The sequence below is a fragment of the Paenalcaligenes sp. GW821-LYS-B07-1 genome (genome assembly GCF_058803365.1).
The window spans coordinates 803,081-822,026 of the sequence record NZ_CM179516.1 but is presented as its reverse complement, the minus strand read 5'-3'; the positions used below and the strand labels follow the sequence as shown (position 1 = coordinate 822,026).

Below are 18,946 nucleotides of genomic sequence, written 5' to 3'. Positions count from 1 at the left end.
ATTCTGCATGCGCTGGAGCCGCTACCAAGCTGCCCCACGCTATAGCAATGGCAAGTGCAAGACTATGCTTACGCCACACAGGCCTAGTTGTGGCTAAGCTCGCGGCACTACTCGTCGTACCCCCCTGGTGATTACGCGCATTTTCCGGCACAGCCACCCACGTGCCTAAGGCCATGCTCCAAAGCGATTTATAAATGTGATTCATATTGTTTATCTTCCCAATTTTTGTTGTAGATCGCTCTGGGCCTGATGCCCTTAACACTTATTAACTATCTATTCCTCGGATTCTAATAAGTTCATCCCAGCAGCGATATCACTGAAATTGGTGATATCAACCAAAAACAACAATTTCTTTAAGCCGCTGACATGCCCTATTGATGCTCCACTCGCGTAATGACTTACTCGTTGCCGCGGACAGTTTTCGTTAGGCCATGCATAAAAAAACCCGCCCTACATAGGGCGGGTTTTTTGTGTATCACTACGCTACAGTGCTGTATTACGCACTGGCTTTTTCTGCATCGTTAGGTGCACTGATTTCACGTACTGGTACAGGAATGCGCAGGCCTTCGTCTTGCAACAGCAATGGCGCCTGACGCAAGAGTTCAAAACGTAAGTTCCAGAAATTCTCTGTGAGACTCCACACACGTACTGTCACCACAATCACACTGTCTTTGTACTGTGTGACCATAACCTGAGGCGCGGGATCTTTAAGCACGGTTTCGTTGTTTGCAACCATGTTCTGCAATGTACGAATAGCTTTATCCAGATCATCACCATAACGCACCGATACTTCCACATCCATACGACGCGTTTTGTTGCGGCTGTAGTTAATGATGGCACTGCCCCAAATTGAGCTGTTTGGTAATGTGAACTCAACACCGTCAGCTTGAATGAAGCGCGTTAGGAACAAACCCACTTCATCTACAGTACCGTCACCTTTACCCACTACAGACACAAATTCACCCGCGCTGATAGGACGCAGAATCAGCAGCATAATGCCCGATGCCACGTTTTGCAGTGTGCCTTGCAAGGCCAAACCCACGGCCAAACCCATCGCACCTAACATAGCAACGATACTGGTGGTTTGAACGCCAAAGCGTGCTAACACCGCAATCAATACAATAATACGTATAAACCACTGCAACACGATCGTGAGCATGGGGATCACGGTACGATCCATGTGCGGCATACGCATCAAGAACTTGCGCAAGAAGCGAGCTGCCACCGACGACAACCACCACCCCACAATCAGAATCAGTGCAGCCACAAGCAGGTTGATGCCAAACGTTTGCAGCAAGGATAACGTTGTGCTTTCGACTAGCTGTGTTTCATTCATTCACGTTTCTCCCAAAATAAACATCGCGTGTCGCCATCATAACGGGTTTTAACTGCCCTATGATATGGGTATCGTTGTCTGTTACAAGGACTCACCAACATGTCTACTCGTGCCGCTTTTTCTGTGCTGGATTTAGCTCCTATTATTCAAGGGGGTACCGCCAGAGATGCTTTCTTACGCGCCTCTGAGCTGGCTCAGCATTGTGAGCAATTAGGATTTAGTCGCTATTGGTTAGCCGAGCATCATGGCATGCCCGGCATTGCCAGTGCCGCCACCTCTATTTTGATCAGCCATGTGGCCTCACAAACGCAACGCATTCGCGTGGGTGCTGGTGGCATTATGCTGCCCAATCACTCCCCCTTAGTGATTGCCGAACAATTTGGCACCTTAGAAAGCCTGTACCCAGGTCGCATAGACTTAGGGTTGGGCCGTGCGCCAGGATCTGACCAAATTACCTCTAGAGCCTTACGCCGAGACTTAAACTCTGACCCCGAACAGTTCCCACGCGATGTACTGGAACTGATGGACTACATGTCTGACGAACCTGAGCAGCCAGTACTGGCTGTGCCCGGCAAAGGCAGTAAAGTACCTGTGTGGATTTTGGGCAGTAGCTTGTACGGTGCACAATTAGCTGCTGCGTTGGGTTTGCCTTATGCGTTTGCCTCGCACTTTGCGCCTGCTCAGTTGGCACATGCCTGCGAAGTCTATAGACAGCACTTCCGCCCTTCCAAATACTTAGACAAACCGTACTTGATGCTGGGCTTTAATATCTTTGCCGCTGACACTACCGCCGAAGCTGAAGACCTCGCCACATCCTGGCAGCAATCTTTTGTTAGTCTGCGTTCAGGCAAACCTATAACCTTGCCACCACCAGTACCTGGTTATATGGACAACGCCAGCCCACAAGCCCAAGAACTCATCAAACACATGATGCACTGCACGGCTGTTGGTGATGTGGAGACCGTTCGTCAGAAAATTCACTCAACACTGGTGAGTACTCAAGCCAATGAGTTGATTGTCACCAGCAATATTTACGACCAGAAAGCACGTCTGCATTCGTATACGTTGGCGGCAGAGGCGTTTAAATCGCTGTAGTCAAAACAGTATCCATTGCCTGCGCTGGGGCTGCAGAAATACTTTTAAAAAAGGCTTGGATATTTCCAAGCCTTTTTTGTAGCGCTTACTGCTTATTTCTTATTGCTACTGCGCTTTTGCAAAGATTGCGTCAGTCTATCTAGCAACATGGCAAGAATCACCACAGCAATACCAGCGACAAAACCATCGCCAGAGCGCAGTCGTTGAATCGCACGCCATACTTCGCTACCCAAGCCATCGGCACCAATCATGGCGGCAATCACTACCATGGACAAGGCCAACATAATGGTCTGGTTCACGCCAGCCATGATGGTAGGTAAGGCCAATGGCAACTGTACTTTAAACAGCTTTTGGCGACGTGTTGCACCGTAAGCATCAGCGGCTTCGATGAGGTCCTCTGGCACTTGGCGTATGCCTAAAATGGTTAGACGTATCGCGGGTGGCATAGAGAAAATCACTGTGGCGAAAATAGCCGATACCGCACCAATACCAAAAAATGGAATGGCTGGAATCAAGTACACGAACGCCGGCATGGTCTGCATGAAGTCCAACAGCGGCATCACTACTTTATATAAGCGGTTAGACAACGCGGCCACAATACCAATAGGTAATGCAATCACAATCGCAACTAATGTGGCAATTACTACCAGCGTTAAGGTTTGGATCATGGGCACCCACAAGCCTAGGTTCCAGATCAAACCCAAACCGGCTACGGCTCCTAGCGCTAAACGCCAGCCCGACGCACGCCAACACAGCAACGCAAAGGCCGCAATCAGCAACCACTCTGGCAATGCCAGCAAACCATCGTTCAGTAGATCAATGCCATCTTGGGTGAAGCGTGACACGCTACGGGTGACGCCAGAGTAGCTAGAGGTAAGCGAGTTTAGCCCCTGCTCAATCCAACGGCTTAGGGGTAAGGTTGGAATACTACTCATCATGAGGTTTCTCCTGCTTTAGCCAGTTCATCTAACACGGCACCTTTCACCACCACGCCCAATAACTGATCTTTATCGTTGACTACGGCGACGGGGATACTGCGATCGAACAACCCGAACAATTGATTTAACGGTTCGTCTGGCCCTACTTTAGGAATGTCAGTATCTATATAGTTTTGTATGCTTTGCGCCTGCTCTTGTATGGCTTTACGCAATACAGCTGCTTCAATTAGCCCTATTAAGCGTCTATCGCGAGTCGTCACATACACCGAGTCAATACTATTTTCACTCATTTTGCGCAAGGCTGTGCGTGGGCCGTCATCGGGGCGCACCGTCACTCTGGACGAACGCATAGCACTGCTGGCAGTAAGCACACGCGCTTTATCCACACCTTCAATAAAGCGAGCCACGTAGTCATCAGCTGGTTTACTGAGTATTTCTTCTGGCGTGCCTTCTTGCACAATCTCACCATCTTTCAGCAAGATAATGCGGTCACCAATGTTGAGTGCCTCATCCAAATCGTGCGTGATGAAAATGGTGGTTTTACGTGTGCGGTACTGCAGTTCTTGCAGCTCTTGCTGCATGTCTTTACGGATCAATGGGTCTAATGCCGAAAAGGCCTCATCCATCAACAACACACTGCCGTCGTTGGCCAGCGCTCGCGCAATACCCACGCGCTGTTGCATACCGCCTGACAGTTGTGAAGGATATGAGTCTTCCCAGCCTTTAAGGCCCACTTGCTCTAGTGCATCGACGGCAATACGGCCACGTTCTTCTTTTTCCATGTGGCGTATTTCTAGCCCAAACTCTACGTTTTGCTGCACAGTTCGGTGTGGAAACAAGGCAAAGTTCTGAAACACCATAGAGAAATGCTGGCGGCGCACTGCCAGTAGCTCTTTTTCAGAGAGTTTGGTGATGTCTTGCCCAGCTATTTCTACCCGACCTTCGGTAGGATCTATCAGCCTATTCAAACAACGGATCAGCGTGGATTTACCCGACCCAGACAGACCCATAATCACCAGCAACTCACCCTCGTACACATCAAAATTGATGTCATACAGCCCTAGGGTTTGGCCAGTTTGTTCAAAAATTTCAGGGCGCTTTTTGCCCTGCTTACGTAAAGCCAGTGCTCGTTCGGGATTAGCACCAAAGACTTTACTTAACTGACGGACTTTGATTTTTACATTTCTAGTATTCGTCATCCGTTCCTCTTTTACTGTAATTGAAAAGTACAAGGCCGGGTCGCAATGCGCCCGGCCTTGTGCCTATAGCGACATTACTGGTTCACCACGACATGGTTTACTCAGTAGCTGGCATCCAGGCTTGTACTTTTTCTGGGTTAGCTTCTACCCATTTTTTGGCATTTTCATACGGATCACTACCGGCTTCTTCGTTCATCAACATGATTTCTCCCATGTCATCGGGAGTCCAGTTGAAGGCATCCAGAATGGCATACGCCTCTGGCTTATCGTCTTTCAGACCTTTACGAACAATGGTGTGAATTTGCTCTGCGCCACCATAAACACCTTTAGGATCCTCTAAGTATTTCAGATCCCAACGGGCAAACATCCAGTGCGGTGTCCATGCAGTAATCACGATGTCTTCTTTGTTTTGAATAGCGTTCGCCAATGCTGCTGTCATGGTCGCATCGGTACCATCACGCAAACGCAGCTTCAAACCATATTGGTCTACTACCTCACCTGTTAGACGCTGCAGACCGGCACCTGGATCAATACCGATAATTTCGTTATTGAATTTCTTGGCGTTGTCGTTCAGCTCTTCAATAGAGGTGATTTCTGTGTAGGCAGGTACAACCAAGCCCAGCTTTGTACCGTCCAAATTAGGGCCTAAGTCTTCAACTTTATCGCCCAATTGTGCAAAGTAATCTTCGTGGGTAGTAGGCAGCCACGCAGCCAACATGGCATCCGCATCACCGTTCGCGACAGCTTGCCACATTGCAGCACCCGTCAGTGAGCTCATTTTTACATCGTAGCCAGCTTGTTCCAGCAACACACGCATCACGTTGGTGGAGGCTACTTCAGAGGACCATTCTACATAGGCCAAATGCACGGTACCTTTGTCTTGGGCATAGGCACTGCCAGTTCCCAATAACCCTAGGCCAAAAACAGCGGTACCCATTGCAACACTTAGACGCTTCAGGATTTTATTTATTAACATAATCATTTGACTCCGAATCATTCTAGAGCTAATCATTATATCAATAAATCAATTTCAGTCCAGTTCAGCATAACCAAAGCGGCATAGTCATAAAAAATGCTGATGCATCCCCCACTCAATAAGGGCTATACATCAGCATTGAAGATATACGTGGGCGGTGCGCCCGTCGTTAACCCTACTTTCAGGCAACGAACGGCAGGCTCATATCTGAAGCTTTAGCTTGTTATGGTGTAACGATTACGGCCATTGCATCTCACCTTTGGCCACAGCAGCGCTTAACACTAACGAATCATCACCCAGCAATGCAGGATAGCGCTGTTTCATGGCGACGATAAGCTCTGGTGAATTACTCGCCTTAGCGGCTTCTTCATCAAAAGCGCGTATGTAATCCGACGTAAAAGTCACAGCCTCTATACCTTGAGGTAACGCCCCCATATAGTGACCAGGTATCACTACATCCGGTGCTAACGCTTTAATGCTCTCTAAGGTAGCCAGCCAATCTGCATGTGATTGTGGAGTTTGGGTATCAGCCATCCACACATGCTCGCCAGACATCACCGGAATCCCGCCTACCACGGCTTTAATAGAAGGTATCCACACCACCGTACGATCAGGTGTAGGACCATCTAGCCCTACCACCTTGAGTTCCTGACCTTCCAACATCAAGGTATCCCCTGCTAACGGCTGGGGCACAATCAGTTGGCTGGGAGCACTGCCCTCCATCTTTGGGCCCCAAAAAGCCAACTTGGCATCTTTTGTGGCTTCAATGTGAGCAATGGTGGCGGGGGTAGCCAAAATTTTGGCATCTGGAAACGCCGCATGTAAGGTTGCCAACCCAAAGTAATAGTCAGGATCACCATGACTAATATAGATGGTGCTCAGGCGCTTTCCTGTGGCTTTAATCTTGTCTACTAACTGCTGTGCCTCGGTAGCTGAAAACTGCGCATCGATCAGAATAGCCTCATCTTTACCTTGAACCAGCACCGATGACACCGCAAAGATAGCTTGGTCGCCCCAATTAAAAGGCTCAATAGTTAAGGCAGTGTTCTGAACCTGAGTGGCTGCGGGTGCGGAAACTTCAGAAGGTCCTGTGGTCGATACGGCAGGCGGTGCGTTATCGCACCCTACCAGTACAGCAGCCACTGCTAAAGACGCCGCAGACAACATATAACGCCATGCTTTCATCATGTGCTCCTTATTAATAGCCTACGGTGAAGCGCTGACGCGAGTGTGCGGGGCGCTCAATTTCATCCACTAATGCAATGGCATAGTCCTCAAAGGAAATACGGCTGCCTTGCTCTGTGGATAATAACTGATCGCCCCCTAAACGGAATTTGCCCGTACGCGCACCGGGAACAAACTCAGCTGATGGTGACAAAAAGGTCCAATCCAAAGAGGTTTCTTGTCGCAACGTATCTAAGAACTCAGCCCCTTTACTGGCTTCCAACCTATAGGCCTCGGGGAAATCAGGCAGATCAATCAAACGTGTGCCTGGTGCCACTTCCAAACTACCTGCACCACCTACCACCACATAGCGTTTCACACCCGCCGCTTTCACGGCATTAATCAGAGTCTGTGCATCACTATCCATAAACTTGATCGCACTAATCACCACATCATGCCCCTTTATTAACTGAGTCAATACAGCCAGATCAGTAGCATCACCCGCTTTCGCGGTGACATGAGGCAGACTAGGAATGTTTTCTGGATGACGGGCGATAGCAGTAACGGTGTGACCTCTATTCGTCAGTTCCTGAAGAATACGCGACCCCACCTGACCGGTTGCGCCTACTAGTGCTATATGTGCCATATGCAACTCCTATAATCTGTAATTAATACTAGGTCACTAAAATAGACCTATGATGATAGGAATGCTACACTCATCCCGAATTAGGAACAAGAAGTCACCAAAACGTGCCTAAGTCACTCCAACGTGACCATCCTGCGAGCAAGATATCTACTCATGTCTGAAAAAAGCACACAGCCCATAGAATTTGAACAACCCTGCCCTATCCGTGACGTTCTGGATCGCATAGGTGATCAATGGAGCCTGCTGATTTTGGAGTCTCTAAAAGATCGCATATTACGGTTTAACGAGCTGCACCGAGAAATAGGCGATATTTCCCGCCAAGTGCTATCGCGAACACTGAAACGCTTAGAAAGTGACGGCTACATCAGCCGCACGCTGTACCCGGAAGTACCACCACGGGTGGAGTACGCGTTAACGGATTTGGGGAGTTCGTTTTTGGTGCCTATGCAGCAATTAGTGCAGTGGGCCGACAAGAATCATGAAGCAATTTATCTGGCTAGAAAGCGGGCTGTAGGGGTGTAAGTATGCCGTTTCAAGCAGGGGTGAAAATGCAGCATCGACATACCCACCACCGACTGCTGTAGCTAGCACTGCGAAAAGTATTTTTTAATTTGTACACCAAATAAAAAAACACTTTCCTCCGTTTTCCCTTCATCGCTTACCACGGTTTTTAGTGTGGCCCCCGTTGGGGCTAATGCGTACTTCTGTGACAAATAAAAGCCGCATTTTTACCAATGACTGAAGATGCCTACTTATTCTGTGCAGACGATCTAAAAAACCGCTTCCCAATTGGATCAAGCCACGCCAACAACTCAAAAGAAAGGGCTGTAAACATCACCACATTCAAAACAACTGGGGGACGGAGAGGAAACTTTTTTGATTTGGTGTCTCAAATCACAAAAAGTATTCCTGCAGTCCCCCAGCATGTGCGATGAATGCCTCAACATGCACCACTAACACTTGCTGAGGCATTCATCGTGACACAACAAATACAACTGTTAGCCTGCATCCTTCAAAATCAGATCCGCCCCTTTCTCAGCCACCATCATCACCGCCGCTTGCGTATTTCCGCTGACCATCGCAGGCATCACTGACGCATCCACAATACGTAACCCTTGCAGACCACGTACTTTCAGGCTTGGATCCACGACCGCTTTATCATCCGTCCCCATACGGCATGTACCAATAGGGTGATAAATGGTTTGGCCGTTTTCACGGGCAAATTTCAACCACTGATCATGAGTTTGCACCGCACTACCTGGAGCCATTTCCTGCTCCACATAGCGACTCATTGCCGGTTGCCCCATGATGTTTCTAGCGACTTGCATCCCCCCAATCAAACTGTCTTGATCCTCTTGAACGGCCAAGAAGTTAGGTTTGATAGCAGGTTGCATATAGGGGTCGGACGATTGCGCATGAATACTGCCTTGAGATTTAGGCCGCAACTGTGCCACACCTAAAGTCATACCCGGCAGCTTATCGAGCTTACGTTCCGCTGCATTGGCATAACTGGCGTGCATAAAGAAGTACTGCACGTCTGGGGCGGTCAGTTCAGGGCGGCTTTTTACAAAGCCAAACACCAAGCCTGTACCCAGAGTCAGAATCCCGGTACGACGTGTAAAGTACTGGCCCACCGCTGACACTAACGACATACCGCGTGTTAGCTCGTTCAGTGAGTCAGTTCCTTTCACGCGCCAATTCATACGCGTGCAGAAGTGATCAATGTAGTTCTCGCCCACCCCTTTCAACGCATGGCGTACAGGCACTCCAATCTTCTGCAATACATCAGGCTTACCAATACCCGACAGCTCAAGAATTTGTGGAGTCTGTACAGCACCTGCGGCCAAAATGACCTCCGCCTTGGCTTTCACGTTAACTGTCTGTCCGTTATGTACGTAGCGCACACCGGTACAACGTTTTTGCTCGTCTATTTCTAGATTCAGCACATGCGTATCGGTACGCACGGTTAAACCCGGACGCTGCTTGGCAGGGGCTAAATAACCATCCACTACACTCCATCTACGCCCTTTATGTTGCGCTACTTGATAGTAACCAAACCCTTCTTGGTCACCACTGTTGTAGTCGGCATTTAACGGCTGGCCTGCCTGTTGGGCCGCATCCAGCAAGGCTGTGGATAAGGTATGGCGCTCGGTGACTTCACAAATATGCATAGGGCCATCGGTACCGCGCCCTTCGCCACCTTGTGCGTAGGTTTCCAACTTGCGAAAGTAAGGCTCTACCGATTGGAAGTCCCAACCCGAGGCGCCTAGCTCTGCCCAATGATCGTAATCTTGTGCTTGGCCACGCACATAAATCATGCCGTTAATCAGCGTTGATCCACCCAAGCCTTTACCACGAGGCACGGCAATCACTCGATTTAACGTGCTTTCTTCGGGGGCTGTGGAAAAACGCCAATTGAATTTAGGGTTGGTCAGCAGCTTGCTAAACCCAGCAGGTATAGGAATCCAAAAACCTTTACCTTGCCCGCCAGCTTCTAGCAGCAACACGCTATAGCGTCCGTTGGCTGTCAGGCGGTTAGCCAGAATACATCCGGCTGTACCACCCCCTACCACTACATAATCGAAGCTTTGGTTGGCATCAGACATGATCGGCGGTATCCAGCATAAACTCTGCCATCAATCGCACTTGTTCATCCAACATATGACGGCCAAAGTGCACGGTACACCCTTTTTGCTGCGCTGCGCCTAACAGAGGGGTCAACGCAGGTTTCATGATGATTTCTGCGACCAACGTACTACTAGCAATGGTATTCACATCCAGCGGCAAGGCATCGTCTGGGCGCATACCCAGCGAGGTGGCATTCACCACGATATCGTAGCCTTGCGCATTGCTATCACCAGCACGCACTGGTGCGTCTGCCACGATGCTCTTGATGCGAGTGGCGATTTCTTCGGCTTTACTCAGGGTGCGGTTGGTAATCACCAACTCGCCCACACCAGCTTGAACCAGCGCAAACGCTATAGCACCCGATGCACCACCGGCACCGACCAGCAACACACGTTTGCCTTTGGGATCGTGACCTTGGCTAATCAAACCGCTCACAAAGCCAGCACCATCAAACATATCGCCGTACAAGCGCCCATCAGACAAGCGTCGTACGGTATTCACCGCACCGGTTGCTTTAGCTGTAGGCCCCAACACGTCACACAACTCAGCCACAGCGTTTTTGTGTGGCACGGTAATGATGCAACCACCCATGTTTTTCATGCCACGTATGGCATCTAGGGTGATGGCTAATTTGTCAGCCGGCACATGCATAGGCACCAAGACGCCATCCACATGGTGCTCAGCAAAGTACGCATTCAACACCTCCGGTGTGCGTACTTGGGCAATAGGGTCAGCCAAGATGGCGAATAAACGAGTATTTCCTGTAATCAGCATAGTCGTGGTCTCCTTAGGTCAACATCCAGCCACCGGCCACATCCACCACTTGCCCGGTAATAAACGCCGCGCTGGGCGAGGTCAAAAACAAGCAAGCATCCGCCACTTCTACGGGCTCTCCCAAACGGCGCAACGGCGTTTCCTGCACCACTTCTTCGTTCGCACTGCTAACAACCGTTTTCAGCAATGGGGTATTAATACGGCCAGGAGCCAACGCATTCACGGTAATACCGTGTGGGCCTAACTCACCTGCCAAGTGACGCGTGAAACCTATTAATGCCGCTTTGGTCGTGCTGTAGTGTGCGGCAACGATATCCACAATATTGGCTTTACCCGCTACCGACGACATGGACACAATGCGACCAAATTTGCGCTCTACCATGCCGGGGGTCAGAATTCTGGACCAGTTAAACGCACTGTTCAGATTCACGTTCATCACGCGATTCCATTCAGCCGGGTCCATCTTGTAGAAGGCCATAGGGTGGCCATCATGCTTGGGGGAAATACCAGCGTTATTCACCAAGGTATCAATAGGTCCCAACACGCTTTGCAGTTGGTCTGCAGCACGCTCGCAGGCTTGGTAATCCGCCACGTCTGCCGCAGCAAAAGCCACCTTGTGACCAGCGGCTTTCCATTCAGCGCACAACGCTTCGCCACGCGCTGCATCCATATCTACAATCGCCACACTGGCGCCGTCTTGCACATAACGCTCGGCAATGGCTCTGCCTATACCACCTAGACCACCTGTGACCACTACTACTCTATCTTGATGCTGCATGGTCTATTCCTCTACTTTCATCATAATTTTGCCAATGTGCTGGCTGCTTTCCATTAAGCGATGTGCGGCTTGTACTTCGCTAAGCGTGTACTCGGCATGAATGACCGGCAAGCATTTCCCAGCTTCCAGCAACGGCCACACTGCGTTTACTAAGTTATTAACCAAGGCGGCTTTCTGTTCGTTACTGCGCGCACGCAATGTAGAGCCAGTGACTGTCAAGCGCTTCAACATGATGGGCATTAAATCCATGTCTACACGGCTGCCTTGCAAGAAAGCGATCTGTACCAAGCGGCCTTCCAAGGCCAATGACGCGACGTTTTTAGTGATGTAGTCACCACCCACCATGTCTAAAATCAGCTCTACACCCTGACCATCGGTTTGCAGTTGCACAACTTCGCTAAAATCTTCATCACGATAATTGATCGCAATATCTGCACCTTGTGCACGGCACACCTCGGCTTTTTCTGCATTACCTACTGTGGTGAATACACGCGCACCAAATGCTTTAGCCAATTGGATTGCTGTCAAACCAATACCGCTGGAACCACCATGTACTAAGAAGGTTTCGCCCGCTTTCAAGGCGCCACGTTCAAATACATTAGTCCACACGGTTAAATAGGTTTCGGGTAACGCTGCAGCTTGCAACATACTCAGACCAGCAGGCACCGGCATACAGTGACGCGCATCAGTGACACAGTATTCGGCATAACCAGCGCCAGGCACCAATGCGCAGACTTTGTCGCCCACTTGCCATTGGCTCACGCCCTCACCCACGGCAACCACTTCACCCGATACTTCCAAACCCAAATAAGGCGATGCATCTTTTGGTGGTGGGTATAAGCCTTTGCGCTGTAATACGTCAGGGCGATTTACACCCGCGTAAGCCACTTTGATCAGTACTTCACCTGCGCCTGCGACAGGAATATCCGCATCCACCAGATGCAGAACCTCTACATCGCCGCCAGCACCGTGTTCTACCCGTTTCATTTTCTTGTCCACATCAGTCTCCTCATACTTGAAGCGCTTCATATTTTTGGTAAAACAAAAGCTTCAACTCTACAAATGAAGCGCTTCAAAAAAATCAAACTTTATCATACGCTGATCTGCTTTGAGCGTACATAGTACAAAACTCACGCAACTTTCACACAGCACGTTACGTGAGCACCGCTCATTAAATGTAGCTGTATGCTGACCAACCACCATCTGCCACAGCCACATGACCATTCATAAAAGCAGCTTGCTCTGATGCCATGAAAATAGCCAACGCCGCAATTTCTTCCGGTGTACCCAAACGACGGGAAGGCGTGCGTGCTGTCAATGCATCTAGATCCATTCTGCCGCGCGCGACCAGATCGTCTACCAACGCTGTACGCACATAGCCAGGGGCAATCGCATTCACACGCAAACCGTGTTCACCCCACTCGTTGGCCAATACTTTGGTCAACATAGCCACAGCTGCTTTGCTCGCACAATACGCCGCGCGTTGCGGTGCTGCCACCACGCCGTACATGGAAGACATATTCAAGATCACGCCACTGCCTTGAGCAACCATGCAGCGTGCGGCTTCTTGAGCACAATAAAAAACACCATTCACGTTGATGTCCATTGCACGACGCCAATCGTCGCCCGACAACTCCAGCGTAGGTGTATTCATGGAAATGCCAGCGTTATTCAGTAATACATCGACGCGACCCCAGCTGTTTTGCACTTGGGCAAATACCTCTTGTACGCCAGCTTGATCATTCACCGCGCAGGTGTACACCGCTACCGCCATTTGTGGATACTCGCCCAACAACGTATCGCGCGCTTTTGCCAAGGCAGTAGCATCTATATCCACCAACGCCAATTTGGCACCGTTATAGGCAAAGGCTTGGGCCATAGAAAAGCCTATGCCGCTTGCTCCACCGGTAATCACAACTACCTTGTCTTTCAGGTCAGCGTAACGTGCCCACGGAGCTGACTCCGTTTGCGCAACTGTATTTTGATTGCTCATACTCTCATCCACATTGATTCAAACCAACCTAACTGATAGGATATAAAACCTGTCAGACAGGATAAAGCATTCTATGCTTGGCTAAAAACGCTTGTCAATCGCTACTGACTTTTCGCACCCTGTACATCGCCTTACGCCCAGACAAACAAAACAGACTTGTACAATAACGTTGCATCATCCACCTTTACCGCCAGACTATGGACACATCCCCTACTCCTGATGCCAGCCCGTCACTCAGCGCTCCGCTGGTCACGTGGATTGCCGAACAGATCAACAACCAAGCACTGGTACCTGGCGACAAACTACCCAGTGAAAAACAACTGTGCGAGCAGTTTGGTGTGAGTCGCCCTGTAGTGCGCGAAGGCTTGTCGCAATTGAAGTCTGAGGGCCTTGTGGTGTCGCACAAAGGCAAAGGGGTGTTTGTGAGCGAACGGGGCAGCAGACAAAGTTTTAGACTGCCTTATACCGAACTGCACGATGCCGAAGGCCTAGCGCATACGCTAGAGTTGATTCAGGTATTTGAACGGTCAGCCGCGCGTTATGCCGCCATGCGCCGTACCCCTGACGACTTGAAAAGCATACGACGCGCCTTAATCGCGATGGAATACGCCATCTTGAGCGACCTACCGGGTGACGAAGAAGATTACGCCTTTCACCAAGCCATCGTGGATGCTACACACAACCCCCACTTTATTCAGCTTAATGAATACCTAGAGCAACATGCCAGACGTTTCATTAGACAAGCGCGACAGCATACCGCCACCTACCACCACAATCTGATCCAGACGGTACAGCAGGAACATCAGGCTATTTTGCAAGCGATTGAAGAACAAGACCCCGATGCCGCCGCTACCGCAGCTGAAACGCATTTACAAAATGCTGCCCAGCGATTGCACGTGTATTTGAAAAAGGGCTAAGACAGCTACGCCGCCTTAGCCCCTTAGGCTTTCTTAAGCCTCTGGTGTCATCACCATACGACCTAGAATTTTGCCTTGCTCTAAATCTTGCAAGGCCTGACCCAACGCATCCAGTGAACATGTAGTCACAGGGATTAACGACAGGTTTTCTTTAGCTACCAATTCCACCAGCTCTTGCAGCTCACCCAACGAGCCTACATAACTGCCTTGAATGGTAATAGCGCGCATGGCAATCAATGGCAACGGCCACGGAGCCGCACCACCAAACAAGCCCACCAGCACCATGTGGCCACCTTTGGTCACCACGTTAAAGCCCAGCTCTGTGGTTTGCGGGTTAGACACAAAGTCCAGCACATCGTACACCGCCCCACCCACTGCTTTTTGGATTTGCTGTGCAGCATCTTCCGCATTCGGGTCTACGACAGCTACCGCGCCAGCTTCTAATGCCGCTTGACGTCTGGCCGCATCAGGCTCAACCACTACCGCGCCTTTGCCGCCCATAGCTTTCAACAAGGCCAATGCCATCAAGCCCAAACCACCCGCACCAATAATCACCATGTGATTACGCTGCAAGCGCGCTTGATTGAATTTGCGCAATGCTGAATAGCAGGTCAAACCAGAACATGCCAAGGGTGCTGCTTTAATAGCACTCACCCCTTTAAGGTCTACCAAGTAACGCTCATCAGGCACCACCAAGTGATCCGAATAACCACCAGGACGGTTAATCCCTACGGTGCAAGGTGTAAGACAGTAGTTTTCTTGACCTGCCAAACATACTTCGCAATGGCCACAACCGTTCCATGGGTAGACTAAGCGCACATCGCCTACCTTCACGTTGCGTACATCGTCACCTACCGCAATCACCATGCCCACGTTTTCGTGGCCCATTGTCAGCGGTAACTTCACACCACGCTCTGCCATGGACAAGCGTTTGCCATGACCTAAGTCATAACCACCGTGCCAAAGGTGCAGGTCGGTGTGACACACACCGGCCGCTTTGACTCGCAGCAAGATTTCTTTGCCTGTGGGTACGGGCACAGCGCTTTCGGTTTGCACTAGTGGTTGCCCAAACTCCAACACTTGCATACTTCTCATCAACTGCTCCTGCTTTATCAATGCCCCAAATAGGCGCGACGCACATGGGGATTGCCCAACAACTCTTCCCCTGTGCCTGACAACACAATGCTGCCGTTTTCCAGCACGTAACCGTAATCCGCCAAACGCAAGGTGTGGAAAACGTTCTGTTCCACCAGCAGCACCGTAATGCCCTGCTCGGTAACACGACGCACCACATCAAACATCTGCTCTACCAACAGCGGTGACAAGCCCAAAGATGGCTCATCAAACAGCAGCAATTTAGGGCATGCCATCATGCCGCGCGCAATCGCCACCATCTGTTGTTCACCACCAGACAGCGAACCAGCAAACTGATCCAAACGCTCACGTACACGAGGGAACAGTTCCAGCACTTCTTCTAAGCGCTCGGCCACTACTGGGCGCGCTTTCTTGCGATACGCCCCCATCAGCAGGTTGTCTTTCACCGACAAGAAAGGAAACAGTTGGCGGCCTTCAGGGATCATGGTGATACCTAGATCCACTATCTCGTGAGGGGCCAAACCATTGGTTTCTTGCCCCTGAAACGAGATACTGCCGCGGCATTTCAACTGACCGCACAAGGCTTTGAGTGTCGTCGTTTTACCTGCACCGTTCGCACCAATCAGCGTGACAATTTTGCCTTCTGGTACCTCTAGCGATACGCCTTGCAAGACTTCACTCTTGCCATAGCCTGCATATAAATCATGAATTTTGAGCACGTAGATACTCCTTGCCTAGATACGCTTCAATCACTCGCGTGTCGTTGACCACTTCTTCTGGTGCACCACCAGTCAGCACTTGTCCCACATTAATCACCACTACGCGATCAGACAGTGCCATCGTTGCTTGCATCAAGTGCTCAATAAATAGAACCGATACGCCAGAATCACGGATACGACGCACCATGTTGATGGCTCGCTCCACGTCGGTAGGGTTCAAACCTGCCATCACTTCATCCAACAGCAAAATACGTGGGCGAGTTGCCAAAGCACGTGCTACTTCCAGTCGTTTCAGGCCACCAATAGTCAAACTGCGTGCTTCGGAATCCAAGCTGGCAGTCAGCTCGGTCAGCTCTGCTACTTGTCTGGCAATCGCTTCCGCTTCACGTTTGTCGGTGGTGTGCATAAATGCACCCAGCATGATGTTTTCCAATACGCTCAAACCAGAGAATGGCTGAGCAATCTGGAACGTACGACCCACGCCCGCTTTAGCAAAGTCTTGCGGTGTGCGAGGTTGTACCCACGTGCCATCTTCCAGACGCACGCTAACGGTACCGTTGTCAGGAATAATGAAGCCGGACAGTTGGTTAAACACCGTAGTTTTGCCTGCACCGTTAGGCCCGATCACACCCAGAATTTCACCTTCATGCAAGGTCAGCGACACGTCATTGGTCGCGTGCAACCCACCGAAGTGTTTGTTCAGGTGTTCAGCTTTTAGGATAGGCTCGCCTTTATGCGCGGTGTTTTTCTTAGGCATCGCTGCAGCGGGTACTGCTTTGCTACGTGGCCCAGGCAAGCGGTCGATAAACTTCAACGCCCAATTACCGAATTGGCCCACAATACCGCGCGGCATGGTCAACACCACAACCACCAGCACCACACCATAAATGAAGCCGTGCATACCACTGCCGAAACTACCTAACCAGCCACGAGCCAGCTCAGCAATAGGCACTACCAAAATCGTACCGGCCAATGGCCCCACTACACTGCCTAAACCACCGATCAAGGCAAACATCGCAATCTGGATAGACAGTTCTAGCGAGAACGCAGCAGATGGCTCAATAAAGGTCAGGTACATCGCGTGGAAAGAACCCACAATACTGGTCAGCATGGCGGAAATCACCGCTGCACTCAGTTTGACGTTCACCGTATTAATACCTACCGCAGGTGCAGCGAACTCACGCTCACGCACAGCCACTAAGTAGAAGCCTAGGCGAGAGTGTCGAATCCACCAAGTCACCCAAATGGCCACTACCAGCATGCCAAACGCGACCAACAAGTACGCCCATTTTTGACGGAAAATCATCCATTCAAGGCCGATGTTCAGTGGCACGCTCAAACCGGCTGCACCACCTGTCCAGTCAGACTGGTGCACGGTCAACAGCTTAAACACTTCCAATACAGCGATGGTTGCCAAGGCAAAGAATGGCCCGCGCAGTCTGAAGGTTGGGTACGCAATCATCACGGCTACCAATGCCGAAATACCTGCACCCACAAACATACCCAACCATGGCGTAATGCCGAAGTTAATCACCAACAAAGTCGCGGTATAACTACCCACACCGTAGAACACGGCATGACCCAGCGACAATTGGCCTGCGTAGCCACCAACGATGTTCCATGCTGTCGCCAATGCGCCATAGACGCAAATCAGCACAAACAAGTGGTACACAAAGGGGGACTGAATAATTAGCGGGATGACGAGCAGCAGCGCAAGGCAGAGCAAGCCGACGTAAACCCGTGGTTGTCGAATATCAGGAAACACGTAAAACCTCTCTTGCCCGGTTTACTCAGAACCTCGTCCCAGCCCAAACAGGCCAGTAGGACGGAAGACCAGAATCAAAATAAAGATGGCGAAATACACCACTTCTTTAAGGTCCGGCGCAACGTAGTAGCCAGCCAAGCTGTCTACCAAACCAATCAGTAACGAGCCGAACAACGCCCCGGTCAAGCTACCCATACCACCCAGCACTACGATCACGAAGGCGGTCAGTACAAAGTAACTACCAATGGTGGGGAACACAGGGTATTGCGGAGTCAACAACGCCCCCCCTACCCCAACAAAGGCTGAACCAATGGCAAACGCCAATACGTAAATTACTGGTACGTTCACACCCATTAACGATGCCGCGTACTGGTGTTGTGCTACGGCTCTGAACGCTCTACCCAAGTAGGTATGTTTCAGGAACCAGTGCATACCCCCTACCAATAACAACGCCACAATCAAGGTAATCAGTGGGCCTATGCCAATACTGAATGCACCCAAGAAGATCGTGCCTGTACCGATATCGGTTTGAATCGCCAATACGTCAGCGCCAAACACCAGCAATGCCAGGTTCATCAATGCCGTGGATACACCCACGGTCGCAAAAATCTGAATGTGCCCATCTGCACTAAGCAGAGGTTGAATAATGGCACGCTGCATTAACGCGCCCAGACCAAACAATAAGATCGCAATAGGTACTACGGCCACATAAGGGTGCCAACCCAATTGCGTTGAGAACAAATAGGCAGCATACATAGCCACCATCAAGAACTCGCCGTGGGCAAAGTTCACTACCCGAATCACACCAAAGATCAGCGTCAAGCCGATACTGATAATCGCGTATGCACCGCCCAATAGCAGGCCGTTGATCACCAGTTGCAGAAAAATATCCATTGCAGCTTCCTTCCATCGTCATGCCCGGC

The 18,946-nt window shown here is 50.3% G+C and carries 18 protein-coding genes and 1 pseudogene; 3 read left to right on the top strand and 16 right to left on the bottom strand.

From position 1 onward, the window contains the following. Nucleotides 1–103 precede the first annotated feature (103 nt). Nucleotides 104–205 (bottom strand): annotated as a pseudogene (locus AC3QL0_RS03905) (ESPR domain-containing protein); the annotation flags it as partial. Between the two features lie 291 nt (nt 206–496). Continuing rightward, nucleotides 497–1,336, bottom strand: a complete 840-nt coding sequence (locus AC3QL0_RS03900; RefSeq protein WP_493010169.1) for a mechanosensitive ion channel family protein — start codon at nt 1,334–1,336, stop codon at nt 497–499. Nucleotides 1,337–1,435: 99 nt separating this feature from the next. Between AC3QL0_RS03900 and AC3QL0_RS03895 the strand changes: the two genes are divergently transcribed. Further along, nucleotides 1,436–2,431: an LLM class flavin-dependent oxidoreductase gene (locus AC3QL0_RS03895; protein WP_493010168.1), complete on the top strand. Its 996-nt coding sequence runs from the start codon at nt 1,436–1,438 to the stop codon at nt 2,429–2,431. A gap of 92 nt (nt 2,432–2,523) precedes the next feature. On the opposite strand, the gene AC3QL0_RS03890 is transcribed toward AC3QL0_RS03895, so the two are convergent. The 5 genes from AC3QL0_RS03890 to AC3QL0_RS03870 form a co-directional block, all read right to left on the bottom strand. Beyond that, nucleotides 2,524–3,369, bottom strand: a complete 846-nt coding sequence (locus AC3QL0_RS03890) for an ABC transporter permease (RefSeq protein ID WP_493010167.1) — start codon at nt 3,367–3,369, stop codon at nt 2,524–2,526. Beyond that, nucleotides 3,366–4,568: a quaternary amine ABC transporter ATP-binding protein gene (locus tag AC3QL0_RS03885; protein ID WP_493010166.1), complete on the bottom strand. Its 1,203-nt coding sequence runs from the start codon at nt 4,566–4,568 to the stop codon at nt 3,366–3,368. The genes AC3QL0_RS03890 and AC3QL0_RS03885 overlap by 4 nt, the downstream gene beginning before the upstream one ends. A 97-nt stretch (nt 4,569–4,665) precedes the next feature. Further along, on the bottom strand, nt 4,666–5,544 hold the full coding sequence (locus AC3QL0_RS03880) for a glycine betaine ABC transporter substrate-binding protein (protein ID WP_493010165.1): 879 nt from the start codon (nt 5,542–5,544) through the stop codon (nt 4,666–4,668). 237 nt (nt 5,545–5,781) lie between these two features. Further along, a complete protein-coding gene (locus AC3QL0_RS03875; RefSeq protein ID WP_493010164.1) occupies nt 5,782–6,732 on the bottom strand; it encodes an MBL fold metallo-hydrolase in 951 nt (316 codons plus the stop codon). Nucleotides 6,733–6,742: 10 nt separating this feature from the next. Continuing rightward, the gene (locus AC3QL0_RS03870; protein ID WP_493010163.1) at nt 6,743–7,354 is read right to left on the bottom strand and encodes an NAD(P)-dependent oxidoreductase; all 612 of its coding nucleotides are present in this window, start codon (nt 7,352–7,354) and stop codon (nt 6,743–6,745) included. A 153-nt stretch (nt 7,355–7,507) separates the two neighbouring features. On the opposite strand from AC3QL0_RS03870, the gene AC3QL0_RS03865 reads away from it, so the two are divergent. Beyond that, nucleotides 7,508–7,876, top strand: coding sequence for a winged helix-turn-helix transcriptional regulator (locus AC3QL0_RS03865; protein ID WP_493010162.1), 369 nt, complete (start codon nt 7,508–7,510; stop codon nt 7,874–7,876). Nucleotides 7,877–8,352: 476 nt separating this feature from the next. Here AC3QL0_RS03865 and AC3QL0_RS03860 read toward each other — a convergent pair whose 3' ends face one another. The 5 genes from AC3QL0_RS03860 to AC3QL0_RS03840 all read right to left on the bottom strand — a co-directional run bounded on the left by AC3QL0_RS03860 (nt 8,353) and on the right by AC3QL0_RS03840 (nt 13,527). Beyond that, nucleotides 8,353–9,960 carry a GMC family oxidoreductase gene (locus tag AC3QL0_RS03860; protein WP_493010161.1) on the bottom strand — a complete coding sequence of 536 codons (1,608 nt, stop codon included), beginning with the start codon at nt 9,958–9,960 and terminating at the stop codon, nt 8,353–8,355. Further along, on the bottom strand, nt 9,953–10,756 hold the full coding sequence (locus tag AC3QL0_RS03855; RefSeq protein WP_493010160.1) for a shikimate dehydrogenase family protein: 804 nt from the start codon (nt 10,754–10,756) through the stop codon (nt 9,953–9,955). Before AC3QL0_RS03855 ends, AC3QL0_RS03860 begins: the two co-directional genes overlap by 8 nt. Nucleotides 10,757–10,769: 13 nt before the next feature. Beyond that, nucleotides 10,770–11,534, bottom strand: a complete 765-nt coding sequence (locus AC3QL0_RS03850; protein ID WP_135864045.1) for an SDR family oxidoreductase — start codon at nt 11,532–11,534, stop codon at nt 10,770–10,772. Between the two features lie 3 nt (nt 11,535–11,537). Continuing rightward, a complete protein-coding gene (locus tag AC3QL0_RS03845) occupies nt 11,538–12,521 on the bottom strand; it encodes an NAD(P)H-quinone oxidoreductase (protein WP_493010936.1) in 984 nt (327 codons plus the stop codon). Nucleotides 12,522–12,705: 184 nt separating this feature from the next. Continuing rightward, nucleotides 12,706–13,527: an SDR family NAD(P)-dependent oxidoreductase gene (locus tag AC3QL0_RS03840; RefSeq protein WP_493010159.1), complete on the bottom strand. Its 822-nt coding sequence runs from the start codon at nt 13,525–13,527 to the stop codon at nt 12,706–12,708. A 197-nt stretch (nt 13,528–13,724) separates the two neighbouring features. Here AC3QL0_RS03840 and AC3QL0_RS03835 point away from each other — a divergent pair, with 197 nt between their 5' ends. Beyond that, complete coding sequence (locus AC3QL0_RS03835) at nt 13,725–14,444, top strand: FadR/GntR family transcriptional regulator (protein ID WP_493010158.1); 720 nt, start codon at nt 13,725–13,727, stop codon at nt 14,442–14,444. 33 nt (nt 14,445–14,477) lie between these two features. Here AC3QL0_RS03835 and AC3QL0_RS03830 read toward each other — a convergent pair whose 3' ends face one another. The 4 genes from AC3QL0_RS03830 to AC3QL0_RS03815 are packed head-to-tail and all read right to left on the bottom strand — an operon-like array spanning nt 14,478 to nt 18,917. Then, nucleotides 14,478–15,539, bottom strand: a complete 1,062-nt coding sequence (locus AC3QL0_RS03830; RefSeq protein ID WP_493010157.1) for an alcohol dehydrogenase — start codon at nt 15,537–15,539, stop codon at nt 14,478–14,480. A 17-nt stretch (nt 15,540–15,556) separates the two neighbouring features. Continuing rightward, nucleotides 15,557–16,258 carry an ABC transporter ATP-binding protein gene (locus AC3QL0_RS03825; RefSeq protein WP_430222179.1) on the bottom strand — a complete coding sequence of 234 codons (702 nt, stop codon included), beginning with the start codon at nt 16,256–16,258 and terminating at the stop codon, nt 15,557–15,559. Further along, nucleotides 16,242–18,023: a branched-chain amino acid ABC transporter ATP-binding protein/permease gene (locus AC3QL0_RS03820; protein WP_493010156.1), complete on the bottom strand. Its 1,782-nt coding sequence runs from the start codon at nt 18,021–18,023 to the stop codon at nt 16,242–16,244. The genes AC3QL0_RS03825 and AC3QL0_RS03820 overlap by 17 nt, the downstream gene beginning before the upstream one ends. Before the next feature lie 21 nt (nt 18,024–18,044). Continuing rightward, nucleotides 18,045–18,917 carry a branched-chain amino acid ABC transporter permease gene (locus AC3QL0_RS03815; RefSeq protein WP_493010155.1) on the bottom strand — a complete coding sequence of 291 codons (873 nt, stop codon included), beginning with the start codon at nt 18,915–18,917 and terminating at the stop codon, nt 18,045–18,047. Nucleotides 18,918–18,946 lie beyond the last annotated feature (29 nt).